This is a genomic window from Streptomyces sp. NPDC014907, assembly GCF_055562975.1.
On the sequence record NZ_JBVHEG010000010.1, the window covers coordinates 206,748 to 230,968 of the forward strand.

At 74.2% G+C, this 24,221-nt stretch carries 20 protein-coding genes and 1 pseudogene; 8 read left to right on the forward strand and 13 right to left on the reverse strand.

All coding sequences use genetic code 11. The features are described 5' to 3' along the window. Nucleotides 1–43 precede the first annotated feature (43 nt). Nucleotides 44–874 (forward strand): alpha/beta fold hydrolase, encoded by an 831-nt coding sequence (locus ACZ3IL_RS24045; RefSeq protein ID WP_467393242.1) that lies wholly within the window; start codon nucleotides 44–46, stop codon nucleotides 872–874. A gap of 63 nt (nucleotides 875–937) precedes the next feature. Here ACZ3IL_RS24045 and ACZ3IL_RS24050 read toward each other — a convergent pair whose 3' ends face one another. Beyond that, nucleotides 938–1,690 carry an exonuclease domain-containing protein gene (locus tag ACZ3IL_RS24050; protein WP_467393244.1) on the reverse strand — a complete coding sequence of 251 codons (753 nt, stop codon included), beginning with the start codon at nucleotides 1,688–1,690 and terminating at the stop codon, nucleotides 938–940. A gap of 148 nt (nucleotides 1,691–1,838) precedes the next feature. Next, complete coding sequence (locus ACZ3IL_RS24055) at nucleotides 1,839–3,125, reverse strand: SAV2148 family HEPN domain-containing protein (protein ID WP_467393246.1); 1,287 nt, start codon at nucleotides 3,123–3,125, stop codon at nucleotides 1,839–1,841. Nucleotides 3,126–3,591: 466 nt separating this feature from the next. On the opposite strand from ACZ3IL_RS24055, the gene glgX reads away from it, so the two are divergent. Further along, complete coding sequence (gene glgX, locus ACZ3IL_RS24060) at nucleotides 3,592–5,715, forward strand: glycogen debranching protein GlgX (protein ID WP_467393248.1); 2,124 nt, start codon at nucleotides 3,592–3,594, stop codon at nucleotides 5,713–5,715. Nucleotides 5,716–6,053: 338 nt separating this feature from the next. Next, on the forward strand, nucleotides 6,054–8,405 hold the full coding sequence (gene treY / locus ACZ3IL_RS24065; protein WP_467393250.1) for a malto-oligosyltrehalose synthase: 2,352 nt from the start codon (nucleotides 6,054–6,056) through the stop codon (nucleotides 8,403–8,405). Between the two features lie 128 nt (nucleotides 8,406–8,533). On the opposite strand, the gene ACZ3IL_RS24070 is transcribed toward treY, so the two are convergent. From ACZ3IL_RS24070 to ACZ3IL_RS24080, 3 genes are all read right to left on the reverse strand, one after another. Next, on the reverse strand, nucleotides 8,534–10,636 hold the full coding sequence (locus tag ACZ3IL_RS24070; protein ID WP_467393252.1) for an FG-GAP repeat domain-containing protein: 2,103 nt from the start codon (nucleotides 10,634–10,636) through the stop codon (nucleotides 8,534–8,536). Nucleotides 10,637–11,001: 365 nt separating this feature from the next. Continuing rightward, complete coding sequence (locus ACZ3IL_RS24075; protein WP_467393254.1) at nucleotides 11,002–12,144, reverse strand: cytochrome P450; 1,143 nt, start codon at nucleotides 12,142–12,144, stop codon at nucleotides 11,002–11,004. Between the two features lie 148 nt (nucleotides 12,145–12,292). Continuing rightward, entirely contained in the window at nucleotides 12,293–12,841 is a 549-nt protein-coding gene (locus tag ACZ3IL_RS24080) for an FHA domain-containing protein (protein WP_467393256.1), read from the reverse strand. A 158-nt stretch (nucleotides 12,842–12,999) separates the two neighbouring features. On the opposite strand from ACZ3IL_RS24080, the pseudogene ACZ3IL_RS24085 reads away from it, so the two are divergent. Further along, a pseudogene (locus ACZ3IL_RS24085) lies at nucleotides 13,000–13,317 on the forward strand (GNAT family N-acetyltransferase); the annotation flags it as partial. A gap of 69 nt (nucleotides 13,318–13,386) precedes the next feature. Next, nucleotides 13,387–15,138 carry a malto-oligosyltrehalose trehalohydrolase gene (gene treZ, locus ACZ3IL_RS24090; RefSeq protein ID WP_467393258.1) on the forward strand — a complete coding sequence of 584 codons (1,752 nt, stop codon included), beginning with the start codon at nucleotides 13,387–13,389 and terminating at the stop codon, nucleotides 15,136–15,138. A 101-nt stretch (nucleotides 15,139–15,239) separates the two neighbouring features. Here treZ and ACZ3IL_RS24095 read toward each other — a convergent pair whose 3' ends face one another. From ACZ3IL_RS24095 to ACZ3IL_RS24110, 4 genes are all read right to left on the reverse strand, one after another. Next, the gene (locus ACZ3IL_RS24095; protein ID WP_467393260.1) at nucleotides 15,240–16,199 is read right to left on the reverse strand and encodes a DUF1444 domain-containing protein; all 960 of its coding nucleotides are present in this window, start codon (nucleotides 16,197–16,199) and stop codon (nucleotides 15,240–15,242) included. 89 nt (nucleotides 16,200–16,288) lie between these two features. Continuing rightward, on the reverse strand, nucleotides 16,289–16,813 hold the full coding sequence (locus ACZ3IL_RS24100) for a tetratricopeptide repeat protein (RefSeq protein ID WP_467393262.1): 525 nt from the start codon (nucleotides 16,811–16,813) through the stop codon (nucleotides 16,289–16,291). Nucleotides 16,814–16,917: 104 nt separating this feature from the next. Then, the gene (locus ACZ3IL_RS24105) at nucleotides 16,918–17,610 is read right to left on the reverse strand and encodes a GNAT family N-acetyltransferase (protein WP_467393264.1); all 693 of its coding nucleotides are present in this window, start codon (nucleotides 17,608–17,610) and stop codon (nucleotides 16,918–16,920) included. Nucleotides 17,611–17,712: 102 nt separating this feature from the next. Beyond that, complete coding sequence (locus ACZ3IL_RS24110) at nucleotides 17,713–18,186, reverse strand: GNAT family N-acetyltransferase (protein WP_467393266.1); 474 nt, start codon at nucleotides 18,184–18,186, stop codon at nucleotides 17,713–17,715. 163 nt (nucleotides 18,187–18,349) lie between these two features. Here ACZ3IL_RS24110 and ACZ3IL_RS24115 point away from each other — a divergent pair, with 163 nt between their 5' ends. Then, the gene (locus ACZ3IL_RS24115; RefSeq protein ID WP_467393268.1) at nucleotides 18,350–18,874 is read left to right on the forward strand and encodes a GNAT family N-acetyltransferase; all 525 of its coding nucleotides are present in this window, start codon (nucleotides 18,350–18,352) and stop codon (nucleotides 18,872–18,874) included. 32 nt (nucleotides 18,875–18,906) lie between these two features. On the opposite strand, the gene ACZ3IL_RS24120 is transcribed toward ACZ3IL_RS24115, so the two are convergent. Then, complete coding sequence (locus tag ACZ3IL_RS24120; RefSeq protein WP_467393270.1) at nucleotides 18,907–19,554, reverse strand: nucleoside/nucleotide kinase family protein; 648 nt, start codon at nucleotides 19,552–19,554, stop codon at nucleotides 18,907–18,909. 66 nt (nucleotides 19,555–19,620) lie between these two features. Here ACZ3IL_RS24120 and ACZ3IL_RS24125 point away from each other — a divergent pair, with 66 nt between their 5' ends. After that, nucleotides 19,621–20,037, forward strand: coding sequence for a VOC family protein (locus ACZ3IL_RS24125; RefSeq protein ID WP_467393272.1), 417 nt, complete (start codon nucleotides 19,621–19,623; stop codon nucleotides 20,035–20,037). Between the two features lie 65 nt (nucleotides 20,038–20,102). On the opposite strand, the gene ACZ3IL_RS24130 is transcribed toward ACZ3IL_RS24125, so the two are convergent. Together ACZ3IL_RS24130 and ACZ3IL_RS24135 are read right to left on the reverse strand one after the other, a co-directional pair. Then, nucleotides 20,103–20,441 carry a hypothetical protein gene (locus tag ACZ3IL_RS24130; RefSeq protein WP_467393274.1) on the reverse strand — a complete coding sequence of 113 codons (339 nt, stop codon included), beginning with the start codon at nucleotides 20,439–20,441 and terminating at the stop codon, nucleotides 20,103–20,105. Next, nucleotides 20,438–20,935: a DUF6232 family protein gene (locus tag ACZ3IL_RS24135; protein ID WP_467393276.1), complete on the reverse strand. Its 498-nt coding sequence runs from the start codon at nucleotides 20,933–20,935 to the stop codon at nucleotides 20,438–20,440. Before ACZ3IL_RS24135 ends, ACZ3IL_RS24130 begins: the two co-directional genes overlap by 4 nt. A gap of 701 nt (nucleotides 20,936–21,636) precedes the next feature. Here ACZ3IL_RS24135 and fusA point away from each other — a divergent pair. Continuing rightward, nucleotides 21,637–23,658 carry an elongation factor G gene (gene fusA / locus ACZ3IL_RS24140; protein WP_467393278.1) on the forward strand — a complete coding sequence of 674 codons (2,022 nt, stop codon included), beginning with the start codon at nucleotides 21,637–21,639 and terminating at the stop codon, nucleotides 23,656–23,658. Here the strand turns inward: fusA and ACZ3IL_RS24145 are convergent. Beyond that, on the reverse strand, nucleotides 23,603–24,169 hold the full coding sequence (locus tag ACZ3IL_RS24145; protein ID WP_467393280.1) for a hypothetical protein: 567 nt from the start codon (nucleotides 24,167–24,169) through the stop codon (nucleotides 23,603–23,605). The genes fusA and ACZ3IL_RS24145 overlap by 56 nt on opposite strands. Nucleotides 24,170–24,221 lie beyond the last annotated feature (52 nt).

Genomic DNA, 24,221 nt, shown 5'->3' on the forward strand with positions numbered 1-24,221 from the left:
ATCATGATCCCGTCGAACCGGTCTTCTGGAACGGGGTGTTGTGATGCGGGTGGAGCTGTCGGACGTCACGCTGGACGTCGAGGTGAGCGGTGAGGGCCCGGCGGTGCTGCTGGTGCACGGTTTCCCTGACAGCCACCACCTGTGGCGTCACCAGGTCGCGGCCCTGACCGCGGCGGGCTTCCGGTGCGTCGCCCCCACCCTGCGGGGTTTCGGCGCGTCGGACCGGCCCGCGGGCGGTCCGGAGGAGTACCACCCGGCGAAGCACGTCGGCGACCTGCTGGAGCTCCTCGCCCGGCTGGACGTCGAGCGGTTCCATCTGGTCGGTCACGACTGGGGCTCGGGAGTGGCCCAGGCCCTCACCCACACGGCGGCGGAGCGGGTGCGGAGCCTGAGCCTGCTGTCGGTGGGGCACCTGTCGGCGAACCTGGACGCCGGGTGGGAGCAGCGGCAGCGCTCCTGGTACATGCTCCTGTTCCAGTTCGCCGGGGTGGCCGAGGACTGGCTGGCCCGGGACGGCTTCGCCCATCTGCGCGCGATGCTGGCCGAGCATCCGGACGCGGAGGCCGTGATCGAGCCGCTGCGCGCGCCGGGCGCGCTGACGGCCGCGCTGAACATCTACCGCGCGGCGCTGCCGCCGGAGGCCCTGTTCGGCCCGCGCCGGGCGGTGCCGCCGCTGCCGGAGGGCGTCCCGGTGATGGGCGTCTGGTCGACGGGTGACCGCTTCCTCACCGAGCACTCGATGTCCGGCACGGGCGAGCACGTCGCCGGTTCCTGGCGCTACGAGCGGATCGAGGAGGCCGGCCACTGGCTCCAGCTCGACCGCCCGGAGAGGGTGAACGAGCTGCTGCTCTCCTTCCTGGGGGAGAACTCCTGACCCCGGGGGTCTCCCCTCCCCGGGGGGCCGCCCCTCCCGCCGGGCGGTCTCCGTCCCGGTTCCTCAGGAGGAGCCGGTGACGCGCTCGGCCCGGTCCGCCGTCGCGGCCGCCCCGCGCAGGGGCCAGTCGGTGTCGACGACGGCCTCCGCGTCGCCCTTGCGGCGCAGGAAGGCCTGGAAGTCCTCGGCCCAGGCGCGGTACCAGTCGATCTGGCGCGCGTGCAGCTCGGCCGGGTCGAGGTCGGCCACCTGCCGGTGCCGCTCGGCTATCGCGACGGCGACCCGGACGGCGGCCAGGGCGTCGGCGGCGGCCTGGTGGGCGTCTTCGAGCACGACGCCGTACTCCCCGCAGACGGCTTCCAGGGTCCGCTTGCCGCGCCGGTAGCGGTCGACGGCCCGGTCGATGGTGTACGGGTCGACGACCGGGCCGATCGCGACCCCGCCGAGCCGTTCGTCCATCGGGGGCAGCCCGTGGCGGCGCAGCTCGGCGGCGAGGAGCGTCAGGTCGAACGAGGCGTTGTACGCGACGACCGGGACGCCGTCCTCCCAGTACGCGGCGAGGGCCGTCGCTATCTCGTCGGCCACCTCGCGCGCCGGCCGTCCCTCGGCCGCCGCGCGTTCGGTGGTGATGCCGTGGATCGCGGCGGCCTGGTCCGGGATGCCGACGCCCGGGTCGGCGAGCCAGTCCCGCCGGTGTGCGACGCGCCCCCCGCCGTCGACCTCCACGATCGAGGCCGTCACGATGCGGGCCTCCAGCGGGTCGGTGCCCGTCGTCTCCAGATCGAAGCCGACCAGCGTCTCGCCGTGCCAAGCCATCGGGTCCTCCTTGCGTGATCTCCCCCGTGGTACCGACCACCCTCGCACGCGCCACTGACAACCGCTCCGGGTCCCCCCGGGCGGGGCCCCGCCCGGGGTCCGGCGGAGGAGCCGGGCAGGGGGCCGGGAGGCGGGCCCGGGCGGGGGGTCAGGAGACGGGCCGGGAGTCGAGCCAGACCGACTCGAACTCCTCCCGGTACGTCTCGAACAGGCCGTGGTCGCCCTCACCGGACCTCGCGTCGTGCCGGACGACGTTCCGGCCGCCGCCGCGCAGCACGAGCACCGGCGCCTCCATGCCCCGGGCCCGGCGCAGGTAGGACTGCACGACGCCCACCCCGTCCGGGCCGTCGCCGTCCACCAGGTAGGCGGTGAAGCGGGGGGTCTCGTCGAAGACGTGGATCTGGAAGGCCCCGGGGTCGCGGAGCTTGGAGCGGACCCGGCGCATGTGGAGGATGTTCATCTCCACCGAGCGGCTCAGCTCGCCCTTCTTCAGGCCGAGTTCGCGCTCGCGCCGTTTGACGGCGCTGCTCGCGGGGTTGAGGAAGAGGAGCCTGGTCCGGCAGCCGGACTCGGCGAGGCGCACCATGCGGCGGCCGGAGAAGTTCTGCACGAGCAGGTTGAGGCCTATGCCGGTGGCGTCGAGGCGGCGGGCCCCGCCGAAGAGGTCCTCGGCGGGCAGCTGCCGCTGGAGCCGGACCCGGTCGGGATGGACCTGCACCACGTCCGCGTACCGGTCGCCCACCAGGTCCTCGACCGCGTCGACGGGCAGCCGGTCGGCGGACGGCACCCCGGCCCCGCTGCCGAGGATCTCCAGGATGCGGGCGGAGGCCCGTTCGGACTGGGCGAGCACGGTCAGCGAGAGGGCCCGGTTGCGGGAGACCACGTTGCGCGTGACCTCCAGTTCGTCGAGGGCGAGCTCGACCTCGCGCCGGTCGTCGAAGTAGGGCTCGAAGCACGGCCAGTGCTGCACCATCAGCTCGCGCAGCTGCGGGAGCGTGAGGAAGCTCAGCACGTTGTCGTCGGCCGGGTCGAGGAGGTAGCCCTTGCGCCGGGAGACCTCGCGCACGGCGACCGCGCGCTGCACCCACTCCTGTCCGGCCGGACCGGCGGCGGCGACGACCCACTCCTCACCGTGGACCGGCTCGTACACGGGCCGCAGGACGGCGGCGACCACGGCCCGCAGCCGCTGTTCGACCAGATTCAGCCAGATGTAGGCGCGGCCGGCGCGCTGGGCCCGGGTGCGGACCTCGCTCCAGGCCTCGGCGTCCCACTCGAGCTCGGCCCCCATCTCGACCGGACGGGCCACGGCGACCGCGCCGGGCGGCGCGTCGGCGCCCGGCGGCGCGGCCGTTCCGGGCGACGCCTCCACGGGGCCGGCCGGCCCCCCTTCCCGGCCCGCGTCCCCTGGGGGCAGCTCCAGACCTCCCGAGCTCACCCGCGCACCGCCTTCTGCTCCTGGACGCTCGTTTCGACCACTCCGGCAACGATCAAGGAAGGGTACTCCGCGAGCGGGACGCGGTGCAGCAGGATCGGCGTGCTCCTTCCTCAACTGTCCGGCCCCGGAGGCGCGTTCCATGGGATGAGATCGACCGGAGTGAGCGGATTCATAGCGGTTGCGCCCGGGGGCGGGGCCGGGTCGCCGCCGGACCGGCGCCCTTCCCGGGCCCCCGCGCCGGGCGGCGGGACGGAACCCGGGACCGGCCCCGCGGCGGGGCCGGTCCGGCCGGTCCTCCCGCCGGGCGGCGGGGCACCTTTTCGCACACATTTCCTCCGGTCCCCCCGCGCGGTGGGCCGTCACCCGGTAGGACGGAGCGAAGTCCTAGGAGGTCGCCTCTCTTTCGGGCAGTATCTGGCCGAAGACCATCCAGAAAAACCCGGACAGAAGAGGAAGAGTCGTATCCATGCAAGTCTGGCCGGGACAGGCGTACCCCTTGGGCGCCACCTATGACGGCGCGGGAACCAACTTCGCGGTCTTCTCGGAGGCCGCCCACAGGATCGAGCTGTGTCTGATCCACGACGACGGCTCGGAAACGGCGGTGGAACTGCGCGAGACCGACGCGTTCGTACGGCACGCCTACCTGCCGGGCGTGATGCCCGGGCAGCGGTACGGGTTCCGGGTGCACGGCCCGTACGAACCCGAGCGGGGGCTGCGCTGCAACGCGGCGAAGCTGCTGCTCGACCCCTACGCGCGGGCGGTGTCGGGGCGGGTCGAGTGGGGCGAGGCGGTGTACGGCTACCCCTTCGGGAAGCCGGACGCGCGCAACGACCTCGACTCGGCCCCGCACACGATGACCTCCGTCGTGGTCAACCCGTACTTCGACTGGGGCGACGACCGGCGTCCGCGCACCGAGTACCACCACACGGTGATCTACGAGGCCCACGTGAAGGGCCTGACGATGCTCCACCCGGACCTGCCGGAGGAGCTGCGCGGGACGTACGCGGGGCTGGCGCACCCGGCGGTGATCGGCCACCTGAAGGAGCTGGGGGTGACGGCGCTCGAACTGATGCCCGTCCACCAGTTCGTGAACGACCACCGGCTGGCGGACGCGGGGCTCTCGAACTACTGGGGCTACAACACGATCGGCTTCTTCGCCCCGCACAACGCCTACGCGTCCTGGGGCGACCGGGGCCAGCAGGTCCTGGAGTTCAAGTCGGCGGTCCGGGCGCTGCACCAGGCCGGCATCGAGGTCATCCTCGACGTGGTCTACAACCACACCGCCGAGGGCAACCACCTGGGCCCGACGCTCTCTTTCAAGGGCCTGGACAACCCTTCGTACTACCGGCTCGTGGACGACGCGCCCCAGCACTACTTCGACACCACCGGCACCGGGAACTCGCTGCTGATGCGGTCCCCGCACGTGCTCCAGATGATCATGGACAGCCTGCGGTACTGGGTGACCGAGATGCACGTGGACGGCTTCCGCTTCGACCTGGCGGCCACCCTGGCCCGCCAGTTCCACGAGGTGGACCGGCTGTCGTCCTTCTTCGACCTGGTGCAGCAGGACCCGGTGGTGAGCCAGGTGAAGCTGATCGCCGAGCCGTGGGACGTGGGCGAGGGCGGTTACCAGGTGGGGAACTTCCCGCCGCTGTGGACCGAGTGGAACGGCAAGTACCGGGACTGCGTGCGGGACCTGTGGCGGGGCGAACCGCGCACGCTCGCGGAGTTCGCCTCCCGGCTCACCGGCTCCTCCGACCTCTACCAGGACGACGGCCGCCGCCCGCTCGCCTCGGTCAACTTCGTGACCTGCCACGACGGCTTCACGCTGCGCGACCTGGTGTCGTACAACGAGAAGCACAACGAGGCGAACGGCGAGGAGAACCGGGACGGCGAGAGCCACAACCGCTCGTGGAACTGCGGGGCGGAGGGCGAGACCGAGGACATCGGGATCAACGAGCTGCGCGCCCGCCAGATGCGCAACTTCCTCGCCACCCTGATGCTGTCCCAGGGCGTGCCGATGCTCAGCCACGGCGACGAGTTCGGGCGGACACAGGGCGGCAACAACAACGCCTACTGCCAGGACAACGAGGTGTCCTGGGTCCGGTGGCCCAAGGAGAACAGCGAGGCGGAGGCGACGCTGCTCCGCTTCACCCGGGCGATGGTGCGGCTGCGCCGCGAGCACCCCGTCTTCCGCCGCCGCCGCTTCTTCCACGGGCGGCCGGTCGAGGGCACCCACGACGAGCTGACCGACATCGCCTGGTTCACGCCGGAGGGCGAGGAGATGACCTCCCGGGACTGGCAGGCGGCGCACGCCAAGGCGCTGACCGTCTTCCTCAACGGGAACGCCATCTCGGAGCCGGGCACGCAGGGCGAGCGGATCGCGGACGACTCCTTCCTCCTGATGTTCAACGCCTCTTCGAAGGAGCTGGAGTTCTCGGTTCCGGACAGCCACGGCCACCGCTGGCGCACGGTCGTGGACACCTCCGACCCGCAGGGCATGCCGCCCCACGAGGGTCCCGAGCTGGCGGGGGGCGAGCGGGTGAAGCTCGCTCCCCTCAGCCTGACCGTGCTGAGGCGGCCGGCCTGAGGCACGGGCGGGCCGAGGCGAGGCCGGACTGAGGTGAGGACCTGAGACGGCCGGGCCGAGGCAAGGGCCTGAGGCGAGACCGGGCCGAGGCGAGGACCTGGGACGCGGCCGGGCTGAGACGACCGGCCCGAGGGTAAGGGCCCGAGGCGGGGGTCCCGGGGCGCGGCCGCCCCGGGACCCCCGCTCCGTCCCGCGGCCCCCGCCGGCCCGTCCCGACGGGGCCGTCCCCGCCGGCCTGCCCCCTCGGCATCACCCTTCCGGGTGGATTGGGGGCGGCGGGCGCGATCGGACGCGGAGGTGATGAAACAGAAGCCCTCCGGCGGGGTACGTACGTTCGCATGACCTCCCTTCCGGCCCCCTCCCCTCGGACCGCTCCCCCCACCGCCACCTACCGGCTCCAGCTCCAGCCGGACTTCCCGTTCGCGGCCGCCGAGCGCGCCGTGCCGCACCTGGCCGGTCTCGGGGTCTCCCACCTGCACCTCTCCCCCGTCCTGGAGGCGGTGCCCGGCTCGACGCACGGCTACGACGTCACCGACCACCGGTCCGTGCGGGCCGAACTGGGCGGCGAGGAGGGGCTGCGGTCCCTGGCCGCGACCGCGCGGGCGCACGGGCTCGGCCTGGTCGTGGACCTGGTGCCCAACCACATGGCGGCCTCCCCCGTCCACAACCACGCGCTGCGCGCCGTGCTCCGCGACGGCCCCGGTTCCCCGTACGCCCGCTGGTTCGACGTGGACTGGGAGGCGGGGGACGGACGGCTGCTGCTCCCGGTCCTGCCCGCCCGGCTCCCGGAGGTCCGGGACCGGTTCCGGGTCTCCGGCGGGACGCTGCGCCTGGACGGGCAGGAGTTCCCGCTGCGCCCGGGCACGGAGGGGCTGCCGCTGGACGAGCTGCTCGACGCCCAGTGGTACCGGCTGGGCTGGTGGCGCCTGGCCCGCACCGAGCTGAACTACCGCCGCTTCTTCACCGTGTCGGACCTCATCGGGGTGCGCGTCGAGGACCCCGAGGTGTTCGCGGCGACCCACGCGAAGATCGTGGAGCTGGTCCGGGACGGGGTGGTCGAGGGGCTGCGCATCGACCACCCCGACGGGCTCGCGGACCCGCAGGGCTATCTGGAGGACCTGGCGGAGGCGACCGGCGGCCGGTGCTGGACGGTGGTGGAGAAGGTCCTCACCGGCGACGAGACGCTGCCGGCCGCCTGGCCCGTCGCGGGCACCACCGGGTACGACGCGCTGCGGCGGCTCGACGGGGTGTTCACCGACCCGGTGGGCGCCGGCGCGCTCACGGAGCTGTACCGGGAGTTCGTCGGCAAGGCCGGGGACCGGGGCGGCCGCTGGGAGGAGACCGAACGGCGCGCGGCGTACGAAGTGGTCGGTCACGACCTGGCCGCCGAGACGGCCGCGCTGACCCGGATCGCGGAGCGGATCTGCGCCGCCGACCCGGCCCTGCGGGACCACGCGCCCTGGGCTCTGCGCACCGCGATCCGGGAGCTGCTCGTCCGCGTCCCGGTCTACCGGACCTACCGGACCGGCGGCGAGGAGGTCCTGACCCCGGAGGCGGCACGCGGCGCGAAGGCCGCGTTCGCGGTGCCGGAGGAGGCGGCGGCGGTCGACCTCGTGCGGGAGCTGGCGCTCGGCGCGCGGGGGGACGGGCCGGACCACCGGGCCTTCCGCGCCCGGTTCGCGCAGACCTCCTCGGCGCTGCGGGCCAAGGCCGTGGAGGACAGGGCCTTCTACCGGTACACGCCGCTGCTCTCGGCGAACGAGGTGGGCGGCGACGCGGGGCGCCCGGCGGTGACGGTGGAGGAGTTCCACGCGTACTGCCTGCGGATCGCCCGGGACTGGCCGACGACGGGCACGGTCCTGTCCACGCACGACACCAAGCGGAGCGCCGACGTGCGGGCGGCGATCGCGGTCCTCTCGCAGTGCCCGGAGGTGTGGGCGGACCTGCTCGCGGAGGTCGCGGGGGTGCCCGCGCCCGATCAGCACCTGGCGTGGACGGCCTGGCAGACGGCCTTCGGTCTCGGCACGCCGGACGCGGACCGGCTCGTGCCCGCGATCCTCAAGTCGGTGCGGGAGGCGGGGCTGCGGACCGGCTGGACGGAGCCGGACGAGGAGTACGAGCGGGCGGTGGCCGAGTTCGCGGCGGCGGGGCCCGGCCGGATTCCGCTCCGGGGGGCCTCGGAGGCGGCCTTCGCCCTGGAGCCGCACATCCGGGCGCACGCGCTCGGCGCCCTGCTCGCGCAGCTGACGATGCCGGGGGTGCCGGAGCTGTACCAGAACACGGAGCGGGAGTACCGGGCCCTCGTGGACCCGGACAACCGCGCCCCGTTCGCGGCCGGCCCGGACGACGACCGGACGGCCCTGGTCCGGGCGGCGCTGCGGCTGCGGCGCGAGCGTCCGGAGGTGTTCGGGCCGGGCGGGACGTACACCCCGCTGACGGCGGGGGGCCCGACGGCCTCCCACTGCCTGGCCTTCGCCCGTTCGGGCGCGGTGGTGACGGCGGTGACCCGTCTCCCGCTGCGCCTCGCGGAGGCGGGCGGCTGGCAGGACACGGAGCTGGTCTTGCCGGAGGGGCACTGGGCCGACGTCCTGGACGGGGTGCGGGAGTTCACGGGCGGCCCGGCGACGGAACTGAAGCTGGCGGAGCTGTTCGAGGAGCGGCCGGTGGCCCTGCTGGTGCGGACGGACTGAGCAGGTCTTCCGTGGAGTTCGCCGGAACGCTCCCCGGAAGGTCGCCGACCGCACGTGTGTCCGGGAGGGGCCGCCGGCAGGGGCCTGTAGGCCCCTGCCGGCGGCCCCTTGGTTTCAGTGGTGCAGGATCAGAAGTGCCAGTCGCGGGACGGGAGGAAACTGCCCGTACCGGCACCCGGGTAGAGCTTGAACGTGCCGATGCCGGTCGCCCGGTCACCGGGAGCGGTCTCCTGGACGAGGAGGTCGTTCTCGCCGTCACCGCTGAGGTCACCGACCCCGACGAACGAGTCGAACACGTACCATCCGCCACCGAGGTCCTGGGGCAGGTCGTGTCCCCCGGTGCCATTGCCGTCGTACCGGTAGAGGTGGCTGTTGGTGGCGTGTACCGCAAGCAGGTCCGGGATGCCGTCGGCCTTCAGGTCTCCCGTTCCGACGATCCGGCTGTAGATGCCCCAGCCGCCGCCGAGGGCCACGCGCGGTGCGTACCCACCGCTCCCGTTGCCCGTGTACCGGTACAGCGTTCCGTCGTTGTGGACGGCGAAGAGGTCCGGAACCCCGTCGGAGGTCACGTCCCCGGCGTTGGTCAGGAGACGGATGGTGTCCCAGCCGCCCCCCAGGATCTGCGGCGAGGCGAGGCCACCGGCCCCGTTTCCGTCGTAGCGTCGCAGTTGTTTGCTGCTGTCGACGGCGAGCAGGTCGGGGTGGCCGTCGGCGTTGAGGTCGCCGGCGCCGACCAGCTTGGTCATGACGTCCCAGCCGCCTCCGATGAGTTTGGGTTCGCCGTAACCGCCGTTGCCGTCGCCGTCGTACAGCCACAGTTTGCCCGCGCGGTCCACGGCGAACAGATCGCGCTTTCCGTCCTCCCCGGTGTCGCCTCCGGCGTCCGTGATCAGCCGCAGCGGTCCGGGGAACTGCGGCCATCCGACGCGCTCCACGACGCGCTGGGTGCTTTCGTTACTGACCCACAGGTGGTCGCGGGCGGCGTCGTAGGCGATGTTCTCGATGTGCTTGGAAACACGCTTCCACAACTGGACGGGTTGTCCCGGCAGAGCACGGTAGATGCAGCTGTTCATCACCGCTCCGCCGGGTTGGTACTCCGGGCAGGCGGCGGGAATGAGATAGGTGCCGTTGTGGGAGGTGACTCCCTGCGCGCCCAGGATCGGCGAGCTGAGCACCGTGCCGGGTTTCGCCACCGGCAGTCCGGCGGCGTTCACTCCGGCGTGCTTCAACAGCCCGGTCTCCTGGTCGAGGGCCCAGCGGGCGATCGTGCCGCCGTACCCCACGGGGACGTTGTTGTCCTGCGTCCGGGGCACGAGTTCGGCGCTGACGAGGGCGGGCTTCCCGTCGCTCAGGTCGAGGGAGGCACCGACGTGGCAGGGACGGTCGGCGGGGTTCTTCCGGTGCCACGTCCCGCAGTGGTCCTTGTCCGGATCCTCCGAGCCGTCGTACCTGGTGGGATCGTGGTACTTGCCGACGAGCGGCAGGACGTAGGTGTGGCCCTCCGCGCCGAAGACCCCGTCCGCGCCCCGGCCCGTGTACGTCTTCGACGGATCGACCTCCCAGAACCTGTCGAGGTCGAACACCCAGTAGCCTTCGCCGTTGCCCACGTACAGCCGGTTCTTGTACCAGACGGCCGCGTCCGCGTGGGTCTTCAGCCGCTGGAACGTGCCGTTCTGGGTGGGCTCGACCAGCATCACGCGGCTGTAGGTGATGTGGGAGCGGTCGGTGACGTTCGCGATGGTCAGGCGCGAGGCCTGATCCGCCACCTTGTTCTCCTTCTTGTACCAGGACGCGATGACGATCTCGCGGCCGTCGACCGGGACGTAGGGAGTGGTGTTGCTGGTGATGCCCTGCGGCATCCACTCCGTGGTGGCCGTGTCCTCCGCGTTCCAGCAGAAGCCCTCGGAGGTCGCGAGGATCTCGTCACCCGGGTCGGTGAAACAGGATTGACGTCCCGCCAGTTTCGCGGTGGCAAGGACCTTGTCGACGTCGAGTGCTTTCAGGGCACCGGAGTTGGCTTTCTCGAGCGCGACCGCGCGAGAGGTGAGATCCGTGTATTCGAGCAGGGCCTGGGATTTGGGCACGGTGGTGAGCGGCCCGGCGACGGTCGATCCGGATGCGACCGGCCAGACCGCGGCGGCGGCCTGCGGCGCGGCCACGGTCGACTGCGCTGCCGCGACGGCGAGGAGCCCCGCCAACGCGATGCCCGCGCGGCGTAGATATGTCTTCATGTGAAGTCCGTCAGAAGGGACGAACAAGGGAACCGTCGCGGTCCGGCGTCGGACGTGCGTCAGGAACGCACGGAGTCCACGGCTCGGCTACCATCCCTTGCCCCCCGGTACCGATCCCGGCCCCCCGGCCCATCGAACCGATGATTTGTCCGACCGTATGCAGATGCATTGGCATCGTCAAGATCCGGCCGCCGCGCAAGGAGACGTATTCCCCGGAGAGGTATGCCATCTGTGCGGAATCCGCTTTCTGCACGCCGCCTTGGGGCGCCGACCTGCCGCGTCGCTTCGCTTCGACCGTCGTGCGCTGCCCGAAAAGTTCCGCCTCCTCGATTTCCTCCGGAGAAGGGTCTGTTCTCCGGAAGCGGCTATCCCCCGGGGCGGACGATCAGGGTGCGCGGGGCCCGGGTGATGAGGCCCGTCGGGGTGGGGCGGAAGCCGTCGGCGAGGCGCAGCCGGGGCATGGCCGTGAAGAGGGCGCGCAGGGCGTTCTCGGCCTCGATGCCGGCGAGGAGGACGGCCGGGCAGAAGCCGGTGCCGTAGGTGAGCTGGCCCGGGTCGTCGCGGAGCGGGTCGAAGCGGTCGGGTTCCCGGAAGCGCTCCGGGTCCCGGCCGGCCGAGCCGATGAGCAGCGCGACGGGCGCGCCCGCCGGGATCGTCCCCCCGCTCACCGGGACCTCGGCCGCGGTGCGGCGCACCGCGATCTGCACGGGCGGGTCGCGGCGCAGCGACTCGGTCCAGGCCCGGGCCACGAGCCCGGTGGGGGCGTCGCGGAGGGCGGCGACCCGGTCGGGGTCGGAGAGGACGTTGCCGAGGAAGGAGGCGAGCGCCTTCTCCCGTACGGCGATCTGGCCGCCGCACTCCCCGGCGAGGGCCCCGGCCGCCCGGCCGCGCACGAGCCGCATCATGTCCCGGTAGGGCACGCCGACGGCGGCGGCGACGGTACCGGCGGGCAGCCAGTGGCAGAAGTCGGCGACCAGGTCGGCCTGCGGCCGTCCGGCGATCCTGCGGGCGAGGAGGTGGGCGGTGCGCTCGGTGACGGCCCTCAGCGCGGCGATGTCGACGTCCACGTGGGCGCGGGCGCAGGGCGGGTCGCCGGGCCGGTGCCCGTGGGTGAAGCGGCCGTCGGTGAGGGCCGTGGCCACGTCCGCGTACCGGCTGAGGACCCAGGCGCGCAGCAGCGGGTCGTAGGTGAGCGGGAACTCCTCGCGCAGCGTCCGGTGGACACGGTGCGGGTCGCGCGAGGCGCCGGGGTCGAGGGGGCTCGGCGCGACGGTCCGCCCGCCGGGGCCGGGGCCCGCGCCCGTGATCGGGTCGGGTACGGCGCGGACGCGGCCGGGCAGGGGCGCGGCGCCCCGTCCGGTCCGCGCGGGGCCCGCCGTCCCGGGCCGCCCCTCCCCCGGGCGCGCCGCCGAGGGGGCCGCCGGGTTCATGGAGGGCAGCCGGGTCCAGGGGTCCCCCGCCGCGCCGGGACGGCCGCCCCGTGCGTCCCGGTCCGGTTCGTCGGTCATCGCGTCCCCTGTCGGTCGGCGGTGGGTGCCGCGGCCGGAGATCGTGGCGCGCGTCCGTCCAGCCCATCACCGGCCGGGCCGCACCGCCCGCCACGTACCGCCGTACGGGTGAACGTTCCCGGTGTTCCGGAGGGTCCTCCGGGCCGTCTCAGCCCTGCGAGAGGCGGAACGTCACCTGTCCGAAACCGACCACGTCGCCGGGCCGCACCACCACCGCGCCGGTGACCCGCCGACCGTTGACGGTGGTGCCGTTCGTCGAGCCGAGGTCGCGCAGGACCCACATCCCGCCCTGGAGGGAGAGTTCGGCGTGCAGCCGCGAGGCCGTCTCGTGGCTGAGCCGCAGCCCGTTGGCCGGGTCACGGCCGATCCGCAGCGGATACGGGCCGGGGCGGGGCAGCAGCAGCTTCGGCAGCCGCTCCGCCTGCCAGGCGCGCCCCAGCCTGGCCGTGAACGCGGACATCCGCTCCACCGCGCCCACCACCCGCCGGGTCCAGGTGCCCTCGGTCCTCAGGTCGGCGGTGAGCAGGTCGAGTTCGTCCGGCCGCCGGGCGCGGAGCGCGCGCTCCATCCGGAAGACGAAGGTGTCGTGCGAGAGGCGGCCCTGAGCGGCGCCCTCACGGAGCAGCACCAGCGCGCGGTCCCGCTCGGCGTCGGTCAGCCGGGGGGAGTTCGCCGGAAGCTCGAAAGGGGTCGTCACACCGGCGATTGTCCGTCCGCCGGACCCGAAGTGTCCAGAAGGGCCGCCGGACCCGTCATTCCGTACCGCTTTCCCGGCACCGCCGCTACGGTCCGCCGTCCCCCGCACCGAGATCCGGGGAGCCCCACGACGTGACCGCGTCCCCGTCCGCCCCGTCCTCCTCGCCCCGTGCGTGGTGGCGGGTGGCCGTGCTGCCGGGGACCGGCGAGCCGGTCGGCTTCGTCGTCCCCGCCCGGAACGACCACCACCACACGATCGCGTACATCGGTGTACTGCCCGCCCACCGCGGGCACGGGTACGTCGACGACGTCCTGGTGGAGGAGACCCGGGTCCTGGCCGCCGGCGTGCCGCGCGTCCGGGCGGCCACGGACCCGGGGAACGCACCGACGGCCGCGACCTTCGCCCGCGCGGGACACGTCGCGTTCGAGCGCGCCGCCACCTCCGTGTGGGACGCGCCGGGCGCGTCGGGGTCCTGACTGCCAGGATGGTCGCGGCAGTCATCCGTTGACCCGCCGAACGGCCGGTCCGACGACGAGGGGATTCCCGTGCTCTTCGAGGTGTGGGCGCCGAACGCCCGTGACCGGGTGGTGCTGGAGCTGAACGGCACCGGCCACCCCCTGGAGAGGGACGCCGAGCGGGACGGCTGGTGGACGGGCGTGGCGCCCGCCGGGGACGGCGACCGGTACGGCTTCTCCCTGGACGGCGGACCCGTCCTGCCCGACCCCCGCTCGCGCCGGCTGCCGGACGGTCCGGACGGCCGCAGCGCGGTCGTGGAGCACTCCGCGTACGCCTGGCGGAACGAGTCCCCGGCGCTGCGGCTGCGGAGCGCGGTCCTCTACGAGCTGCACGTCGGCACCTTCACCCCGGAGGGGACGCTCGACGCGGCGGCCGGGCGGCTGGGCGAACTGGCGGGCCTCGGCATCACCCACGTGGAGCTGATGCCGCTGTGCCCGTTCCCCGGGGTGCGGGGCTGGGGGTACGACGGGGTGGCGCCGTGGGCGGTGCACGAGCCGTACGGCGGCCCCGCGGCGCTGAAGCGGTTCGTGGACGCGGCGCACGGGCTCGGCATGGGCGTGGTCCTCGACGTGGTGCACAACCACCTGGGCCCCTCCGGCAACCACCTCCCCGCCTTCGGGCCGTACTTCACGGAGACCCACCACACGCCGTGGGGGGCGGCGGTGAACCTGGACGCGCCCGGCTCGGACGAGGTGCGGGCGTACTTCCTGGGCAGCGCGCTCGCCTGGCTGCGGGACTACCGGATCGACGGGCTGCGCCTGGACGCGGTGCACGCGCTGGCGGACACCCGGGCCCTGACCTTCCTGGAGGAGCTGTCGGCGGCCGTGGACGAGCTGGCGCGGGAGCAGGGCCGCCAGCACTTCCTGATCGCCGAGTCCGACCTCGGCGACCCGCGTACGACGACCCCGCGCGCGCTCGGCGGGCTCGGCGTCCACGCCCAGTGGAACGACGACTTCCACCACGCGCTGCACACCGCCCTGACCGGCGAGTCCCAGGGGTACTACGCCGATTTCGCGCGGGCCCCGATGGCGGCGCTCGCCAAGACGCTCACCCACGTCTTCTTCCACGACGGCACGTACTCCAGCTTCCGGGGCCGCCGCCACGGGCGTCCGGTGGACCGGGAGCGCACCCCCGCGCACCGTTTCCTCGGGTACGCGCAGACGCACGACCAGATCGGCAACCGGGCCGTCGGCGACCGCCTCTCGGCCACCCTCTCCCCCGGGCTGCTCGCCTGCGCGGCGGCCCTCGTCCTGACCGGCCCCTCGGTGCCGATGCTCTTCATGGGCGAGGAGTGGGGGGCGGCGACGCCCTGGCAGTACTTCACCGACCACACCGATCCGGAGCTGGCGGAGGCCGTGCGGCGGGGCCGGCGGCGGGAGTTCGCGGAGCACGGCTGGGCCGAGGACGAGATCCCCGACCCGCAGGACCCGGCCACCCGGGACCGTTCGGTCCTCGACCGGGCCGAGCGCGAGCGGGACCCGCACCGGCGGCTCCTCGCCTGGCACCGCGAGCTGATCGCGCTCCGCCGCACCCTGCCCGACCTGACGGACCCGGACCTGGCGGGCGTGCGGACCGCCTTCGACGAGGAGGCCCGCTGGCTGGTCTTCCGGCGCGGGGTCCTGCGGGTGGCGGTCAACCTGGGCAAGGAGCCGGCGGTGATCCCGCTCGGTTCCAACGGGCGCGACCGGGTCCTGCTGTCCTGGGAGCCGGTCGACCCGCCGGGGGCGGACGGGGTCCTGACCCTGCCCGCCGAGTCGGCGGTCGTCCTCGCGGACGGCTGACGCACGGGCCCGGCCGGGACGTTCGGCCCCGGCCGGGCGTTCAGTGCCGGCCGGGGCGTTCGGCCCTGGCCACGGGCGTTCGGCCCCCCGGCCGCGGGCGTTCAGTGCCGGTCGGGGCCCTGCGCGATGAGGCGTTCCAGGAGTTCCTGGAAGTCGTCGCCGACGACGATCCGCAGGTCGCCGCGCTCCTCGTCGTGCTCGCTGAGCTGGGTGAGGGTGCCGTCGCGCCACCAGAAGACGTACGGGCTGATGGCGCCCGGCGTGTCCTCGTACCCGGTGGCCGCGAAGGAGGCCATCGCCCCCAGGGCCGGGACGATGGAGGTGTCCCGGATGGGGTGGAAGGCGAGCTGGTGCCGGAAGGGGAACGCGACCAGGGCGCCGTGCTCGCCGAGCGGGAGGCCGGTGACGCGGCGGGCGACCCCGTCGAGGTCGAGGACGCGGCTCGCGGTGTAGAAGGAGTCGCCGAGGACGACCTCGAAGCACATGCCGTCGGCGTCGCGGACGGTCTCGTGCTCCTCGACGGGCAGGCCGCGCAGGTTGCGCAGGGCCCGGTCGCGCAGCCGCGCGTGGTCGCCGAGCCGGTCGAGGGCGTCGTCGGTGAGCGTCATGACGCTCTCGGGCAGGTCGAGGGCGAGCACTTCGTAGAGGCCGGGGGCGACGGTCCTGGCGTAGCCGAAGGAACCGGCGTCGATGCCGTCGCCGCTGACGATCCGGGGATAGAGCTGGGCGCGGATCTGTTCGGGCGGCAGGGTGTCGAGGGCGGAGGGCCCGTCCATGGCGCGGACGACCAGGCCGACGTGCCGGTCGATCAGCGCGGGCCAGGCACGGGGACCTCGCCTGTCCTGGTGACAGACGGCCGCGAGGTTGACGAGGCCGAACCGGCGTCCCCGGTCGTCGACGACGTGGTCCTCGTAGACGGTGACCTCCAGGCCGAGTTCGGCGAAGGTCTCCCGGACCCGGCGGCGGAAGAGCGCGGCCTCGCGCCGGGAGAAGTAGGGGAACCCGGCGTCCCTCGGTGCGTCGCCGCCGTCCCGCCCGGGTCCTCGTCGCAGCCACCCCACGCCCGTCCGCCTTCCGTCGCCGTTGGGCACAGGGTAGCGACCGCGGGTGCCCGCTCCCGAGCCGCCGGGCGAACCCGGCCGCCGGGCGGTCAGGCGCCGTCGGGGGCGGTGAGGAGCGCGCGGGCGTAGTGGGCGAGGGAGCGGTTGTAGCGGGGCAGCAGGGGTGCGAGGGCGCCCAGGGCGAGGGAGGCGGCCTCCCGCTCGCGGCCGGTGTCGGCGAGCGCGAGGGCGAGGAAGGCGTCGACGGCTCCGCCGAGGGCCCGCTCGTCGGCGTCGAGCCGGTCGGCGGGGACGTCCCGTTCGGCGGTGAGGAGTTCGACGCTCCGGTCGGGCCGGCCGAGGTTGCGCAGGCTGCTGGCGAGCTGGATCACGGCCCGGCGGCGGCGCAGGCCGGTGAGGCCGAGGTCGAGGGCGCGCCGGTAGAGCGCGACGGCCTCCTCGGGCAGTCCGGTGGAGTCGTGGGCGGCGCCCCGTTCGAAGAGCGCGGCGGCGTCACCGTCGGGGCGCTCGGCGGCGAGCGCGTCCATGCGGGCGCGGAAGTCGGCGGGGTCGTGGTCGTCCAGGCGGTCCCAGAGCGCGGCGACCCGGCGCTCCCAGTCGTGGTCGTCCGTCATGGCGTCACCCTACCCATCCCGTCCCCGGGCCTTCCCGGCGAACGGCGCGGCGGTGCCTCGGGGCGTGGGCGGCGTGCGCGGCGTGCGACGGACCTGCCGGGCGGTCACGGGCGCGCGTCGCCGGCCGGATCGGGGGAGGCCGGCCGGCGCTCCCGCGAGTGGCGGTGCCGGGCCGGGGGGGCCGCCGGTTCCGGCGGCGGGGACAGGTCGAGGATCATGTCGAGCGAGGAGGAACCGCCCGCCTCCGTGAAGGGGCCCACGAGCCGGAAGCCGTTCTTCTCGCAGGAGCGGAGGGCACGGAGGTTGTCGGCACGGACACCGCCCCACAGGATGGTCCCCGTCCTGCCGAGCAGTCGCGCGACCTCCGCGGCGAACGGGAGGACGAGCGTTCCGACGCCCCGGTCCTGGTGGTCGTCGGCCGGGGTGAGGCCGAAGCGGCAGTCGGTCGCCCCGGTGAGGCGGATGCCCGCGTCCCGGGAGCGCGCGGTGTCCGCCGGGGTCGTGTCGAGACCGAATTCGAGGAGGCCGACGATCCTGCCGACCGGTACGTCCTCCGGCGCCGGTCCGAGCTTGCCGTAGCGCGCGATCGCGGCACACAGCTCCCGGGCGGCCGCGAGGCCGTACCCGTCGAACGTGCTGAACCGTCTCGTTCCGGGGGACAGGGCCCCGAGGAACCCGGCCAGGCGCTCCGCGTCGGCGTGTACGAGGGGGCGGAGGGCGACGACCGGGCCGTCGCGGGTCCCCAGGCGGCGGGACAGGCGCTCGGGGTTCCCCACGATGCCCGTCCGCGTGAGCATCCCGGTGTCCTCTCCATTCGCCGGTGCGCCCTTTCCGGTCCGGCGTTCCGGTCCGGCGTTCCGGCGCGGCGTTCCGGCGCGGCGTTCCGGTGCGACGACGTCCTACGACAGGTCCTTGGCCATCATGGTGCACATCGTTTCGTGACGGCGCAGCGTTCCGTCCGGGGCCTGTTCGTCCCACGCGTCCGGCCGGCGGTCGTAGGCGCGGTACCCCAGCCTCTCGTAGAGGGCGCGGGCCCGTGGGTTGTCGTCCTCCACGCCCAGCTCCGCCCGGCGCAGCCCCCGGTTCCTGATGCGCTGTTCCGCGGCCGCGACGAGAACGGTGCCCACGCCGCAGGACCGCAGCGCGGGGTGGACGGCGAGTTGCCAGAGGGTGCCCGCGCCGGGTTCGGCCCGGTAGTCGACGCCGCCCTTGGCGATCGGGAGGCCGGCGCGGGCGCAGACCGCCAGGTAGTCGACCTCGCCGTGCCGCCTGCGGTCCAACTGCTGGGCGACGACGCCGAGATGGTGGGCTGAACCCGCCCATCCGCACGACGCCAGGTCGGCGCGCACCAGATCGCGCACGGTCAGTTCCATGGTGATTTCCCTCACCCGTGTCACCTCCGGCCCGTCAGCATCCTCTCCCGCCCCGAACCGGCGCAACGCGGTTTTCCCCGCTCCGCGCCGCCTTCTCGACGGGCCGCCCCCGCGCTGGAACGATGAACCGGACGGGACGCGCGTACGAAGGGGCCGGCATTCCATGGAGGACGTACCGGCGGGCGGCATCGCGGGCGGGACGACCTCGCTCGTTCCCGCCACGGAGGAGCACCTGCCGCTGCTCGCCGGGTGGTTCGCCGACCCCGAGTTCGTCCGCGGCTGGGGCGGGCGGCCCCTCACCCGCGAGGAGGTGGCCGCCAAGTACACCGGAAGACGGCGTCCCGCGGTGGTGTCGCTGCTGGTCCTCGTGGGCGTCGAGCCCGCGGGGTACGCCCAGTACGTCCCCGCCGGGCCGCGCGAGGGCGGCATCGACATGGTGCTGCTGCCCCGCGTCCGGGGCCGGGGCCACGGCCCCGACGCCGCCCGCGCCCTCGTCCGGCACCTCCACACCGTCCTGGGGTGGGACCGCGTGACCGTCGATCCCGAGGCGTCCGACCGTCGTGCCGTCCGGGCGTGGAGCAAGGCGGGCTTCCGGCCGGTCGGCCCGCGGGGAAGCCGGTTGCTGATGGAGTGCGGGCCCGCCCACGGCGGTCCGCCGCGAGCGGCCCCGGCGGACGCCTCCCCCTGAGGGACGTCCGTGCCCGTCCGGCGGGCGCGGCCTCACGCGCCCCGGTCCATCGGCACCACGAGGTCCGCGCGGTCCCGGCCCCGGGCGACCAGCCGGGCGTTGGCCTCGTCGGAGAAGCGGACCCACTGCTCGGCGCGGGCCGGGTCCTTGCCGAAGCGGACGTGGCGCTCGACGAGCCGGGGGACGCGGAGCCGGTCGTCCAGGTCGAGGTACCAGACCTCGTCGAGGAGGGGCCGGACCCGGGTCCAGGCGCCCTCGTCGTGCAGGAGGTAGTTGCCCTCGGTGACGACGAGCGGGACGGCGGGGCCGACGGGGACCGATCCGGCGACCGGTTCCTCCAGGGAGCGGTCGAAGGCGGGGGCGTAGACCGTGGTGCCCGGTTCGGGGGCCCGCAGCCGGGTGAGGAGCGCGGCGTACCCGGCGGCGTCGAAGGTGTCGGGGGCGCCCTTCCGGTCCGCCCGGCCGAGGCGTTCCAGCTCGGCCCGCGCCAGGTGGAAGCCGTCCATGGGGACGAGGGCGGCGAGCCCGTCGAGGCGGGCGACGAGCCGGGCCGCGAGCGTGGACTTCCCGGCGCCGGGCGGTCCCGCGATGCCCAGGACGCGGCGCCGGTCCGCTCCGGGGCCGGGCTCCGCCAGGGACCGCGCGCGGGCGACGAGGTCCTCGAATTGTTGCGTGTGCATGTCGGACATTCTTCCGGCGGGTGTGCCGGTTGACGCGGGTAGATTGATGCGTATTACGTTTGGTCCATGCCGTCCATCGCACTCGTCACCCTCGTCGTCCGTGACTACGACGAGGCCATCGCCTTCTACACCGACGCCCTCGGGTTCGACCTCGTCGAGGACACCGACCGGGGCGACGGCACCCGCTGGGTGGTCGTCCGTCCCCGGGGCGCGGCCGGGGTCGGCGGCCTCGGGAACGCGGGGCTGCTCCTCGCCCGCGCCAAGAACGAGGCCGAGGAGGCCGCGATCGGCAACCAGACCGGCGGCCGGGTCGGCTTCTTCCTCCACACCGAGGACTTCGCCCGCGACCACGCCCGGATGACGGCGGCCGGCGTGAAGTTCCTGGAGGAGCCCCGCCACGAGCCGTACGGTTCGGTCGCCGTCTTCGAGGACCTGTACGGCAACCGGTGGGACCTGCTCCAGCCGGCGGACGCGACCGCGTAGGCCCCGTCCGGCCCCGGCCGCGCCCGGTGGGTCCGGGGCCGGTGGGTCCGGGGCGGACGGGGGCCCTATCCCAGCAGCTGGAGGAGCCGGCTCACCGCTTCCACGACGGGCTGGCCCAGCGTGCCCACGGCGGCGGCGATCTGGGTCGCGGCGGAGACCAGGACGAGGGCGCGCTCGCGCAGGGCGGCCCGGTCGGCGGTCGGTTCGGGGAGGGCCCTTTCGACCGCCCGCTCCTGGTCCGGGGTGAGGTGCGGGCGCAGTTCCCCCAGGAGCCGGACGAGGTCGGCGACGGCGGCGCGGAGCGCCGCGTCCCCGTCACCGTCGCCGCCGTAGACGATCCCCCTGTTGTGGTGCCCGCCGTTCATGTGGACCACGTTGCCGTAGTTGTTCGTCGTGTCGCTCACAGGCTGATCCCCCTGTTGTTGCGGCCCCCGTTCATGTGGACCACCGGGCCGTAGTTGTTCGTGTGGTTGAACTGCTGCACGACCGCGGTGAACTCGGCCTCCGGGTGCTCGATCGCGTACACGATCCGCCCGGCGATCTCCCGCAGGTCGTCCATGCCCGGCAGGGTCACGATCGCCGTGGACCCGCCGGCCGACTCCACGGCCAGCGCCGGCTTCGCCCGCTCGAACAGCGCCTTGAGGAGGAAGAAGACCGGCACGATCAGGAGGAAGCCGAGCAGAGATCCGTTGGCCGCCCCGACCCTCCCCCCGATCAGGCCGTTCACCACGAAGGCGGCGGCGCCCCACCCCAGGAAGTGGAAGAAGGCCGAGGCCCGGTTGGGTTTGATCTTGTAGGGCTCGACCCGGGTGATGCTGGACAGCGGAATGGCCGCCGAGCCCACCCACAGGATCCGGCGGCTGACCCTGAGGACCAGGTTCCCCTCCCTGGTCGGCACCGGAGGCAGCATCATGGGCGCCGGCCGGGAAGTCGGCGGCGGCGGCGGAGGCGGGGGCGTCCGGGGCGCCGACTCGGACGGCGCCTGTTCGGACGGTGCCGACTCGGGCGACGCCGATTCGGGCGACGCCGATTCGGGCGGTGTCGATTCGGGCGGTGTCGGCCCAGGTGGTGTCGGTTCGGTCGGCGGCTCCGCCTCGACTCCTGTGGAAACCATTCTTCCCCCGTGTTCTCGTGTCTCCCGCCCGCACACCGCGGGAGCACCATTAAGCGCCGGGGAGCGCGGACGAGGCAGTAAAGAAATAGCCAACTCGCTTGAGTGGCTTGTTCGTTGCTCTGCCCGTCGCGCGAGGCGGTCACGTCTCCGGGAGCGGAAAACCGTTGTCGCGTCCCGCGCCCGGCTCCCTACACTCACGTCCCGGCGCACCGCCAGGTGGCGCCGACCGCCGTCCGTCCGTCCGTCCGTCCGTCCGTCCGAGGGGAGAAGACCGTGCGCAGCCACGCCGCCGTCGCCGTCGTCGTCTCTTCCTCCCGTGCCCGGTACGACGTGATCCTCGCCTCTCCGGCCGAGCGGTGGCGGCTGCGCGCCCGCCATCGCCGCCCGTGACGACCCCGTACGCCCCCTGACGCGCCGTCGGCGGGCCCGTCGTCCGGGAATCGCGCTGCCCGTTCCACCACCGCAGCAGCGAAAGACACGAGACCGTGCGCACTCCCGAGATCACCGCCGTCCGCAACCTCGGCATCCTGGCCCACGTCGACGCGGGAAAGACCACCCTCACCGAGCGGGTCCTGTACCTGACCGGCGCCGTCCACAAGCGGGGCGAGGTCCACGACGGCACCACCGTCACCGACTTCGACCCGCAGGAGCGGGACCGGGGCATCACGATCTTCGCGGCGGCCGTGAGCTGCGACTGGGCCGGCCACCGGCTCCACCTCATCGACACGCCCGGCCACGTCGACTTCTCCGACGAGGTCGAGCGCTCGCTGCGCGTCCTCGACGGCGCGGTGGCGGTCTTCGACGCCGTCGCGGGCGTGGAGCCGCAGAGCGAGACGGTGTGGCGGCAGGCGGACCGGCACGGCGTTCCGCGCCTGGCGTTCGTCAACAAGATGGACCGGGCGGGCGCGGACCTCGACGCCGCCGTGGAGTCGATCCGTACGCGCCTCGGCGCCGTCCCGCTCCCCGTCCAGCTGCCGGTCGGGCGCGAGGACGGCTTCACCGGTGTCGTGGACCTGGTCCGGATGCGGGCGTACGTGTGGGCCGGCGGCGCCGACGGGTACGCCGACCGGGCCGTCCCCGACGGCCTGCGGGAGGAGGCCCTGCGCCGCAGACGGCGCCTGGAGGAGGCGGTGGCGGAGCTGCACCCGGGCGCCCTGGAGGAGTTCTGCGCCCGCGGGGAACTCTCCGGGGAGACGCTGCGGGGCGCGCTCCGCGACCTCACCCTCGGCGGGGAGGCCGTGGTCGTGCTGTGCGGTTCGGCCTACCGCGACCGGGGCGTCGAACCCCTGCTCGACGCCGTGGTCGCCTACCTCCCGGCCCCGTCGGACGTGCCGCCCGTGCGCGGCGGGGTCCCGGCGGACCCGGCGGCGCCGTTCACCGCGCTCGCCTTCAAGGTGAGTTCCACGTCCACCGGCCGCATGACGTACGTCCGCGTCTACGCGGGCACGATCGGGAAGGGGGACGCCGTGCTCGACGCGACCGGCGGGCGCACCGAGCGGATCGGCCGCGTCCTGCGCGTGCGGGCGGACCGGGTGACGGAGGTGGAGTCGGCGCGCGCCGGGGACATCGTGGCCCTCGTCGGCCCGAAGTCCGTCCGCGCCGGGGCGACGCTGTGCGACCCGGCCGCGCCGGTCGTCCTCGAACCGCCGGTGAGCGCCGCCCCGGTGGTCTCGGTGGCGGTGGAGGCCCGCCGGAGCACGGACACCGGGCGCCTGGCGACGGCCCTCGCCCGCCTGGTGGAGGAGGACCCGTCGCTCGTGGTGCGGTCCGACCCGGAGACGGGCCAGACCGTCCTGTCGGGCCTGGGCGAACTGCACCTGGAGGTCGCGGTGGAGAAGCTGCGCCGCGACCGGGGCCTGGAGGTCGCGGCCGGACGCCCGCAGGTGGCGTACCGGGAGACCGTGGCGAAGGGCGTCACCGGACTGCTGTACCGCCACGTCAAACAGGACGGCGGCGCGGGCCAGTTCGCCCACGTCGTCATCGACCTCGAACCCCTGCAGGGGGAGGAGGAGTTCGCGTTCCGCTCCACCGTCACGGGTGGTCGCGTGCCGCAGGAGTACGTCCGCGCGGTCGAGGCCGGCTGCCGGGACGCCCTCGTGGAGGGTCCCCTCGGCGGCCATCCGGTGACGGGGGTCCGGGTCACGCTCACGGACGGCGCCACGCATCCGAAGGACTCCTCGGAGATGGCGTTCCGCACGGCGGGCCGCTTCGCGCTCCGCGAGGCGCTGCGGGCGAGCGCGATGACGCTCCTGGAGCCGGTGGCCGACGTGACGGTCACCGTCCCCGCCGAGTCCGTCGGCGCCGTCCTCGGTGACCTCGCGGCCCGCCGGGGCCGGGTGACGGACCAGGCGGCCCGGGGCGGTACGGCGGTGGTGGAGGCGACGGTGCCGCTGGCCGAACTGTTCGGTTACGCGTCCCGCCTGCGCGGCCGCACCCGGGGCCGGGGCACCTTCACGACCCGCCCGGCGGGGTACGCCCCGGCGCCGGGCCGCACGTCCGGCGGGTAACCGGGGAACGCCCGCGCACCGGCGCGGGCGGTGACGTCCGGGCCACGGTGACCCCGTGGCCCGGACGCCCCTCCGCGGACCGCCTCCGCGGCAGGAACGCCGACCAGGCGGCGACGAACACGAAGAACAGGGCCGCGGCACCCGACAACGCGGCGAGCACCATCGCCCCGCCGCCCCCGGTGTCCCGCGCGCGGGCGACCGTCAGGGGGTCGCCCGCCCGGTACCGGACGTCCACGCCGTCGCCGACCCGGACCTTGCCGCTGCTCCCCACCGGCAGCTCCGCCACCACGCTCCGCCCCTCGGCCTCGAACCGGACCACGCAGCCGCCCGCCATGCACGGGCCGTTCGTCCGCATCGTCGCCCTGGCCGTCCGGCCGTCGTCGAGGGAGCGGAGGTGCTGGGCCGCCGGGAACATCACGAGCCCCGACAGCGCCCCCAGGAGCAGGGCGAGGACCAGCGCGAACCAGAACCCCGCGCGCGGTCCCGGGGTCCCTCCGGTCCCGTTCGACACGGCCGTCATCCGCTCCGCCCCCTCCGGTGGTGTCCTGCCCGGTGATCACGCT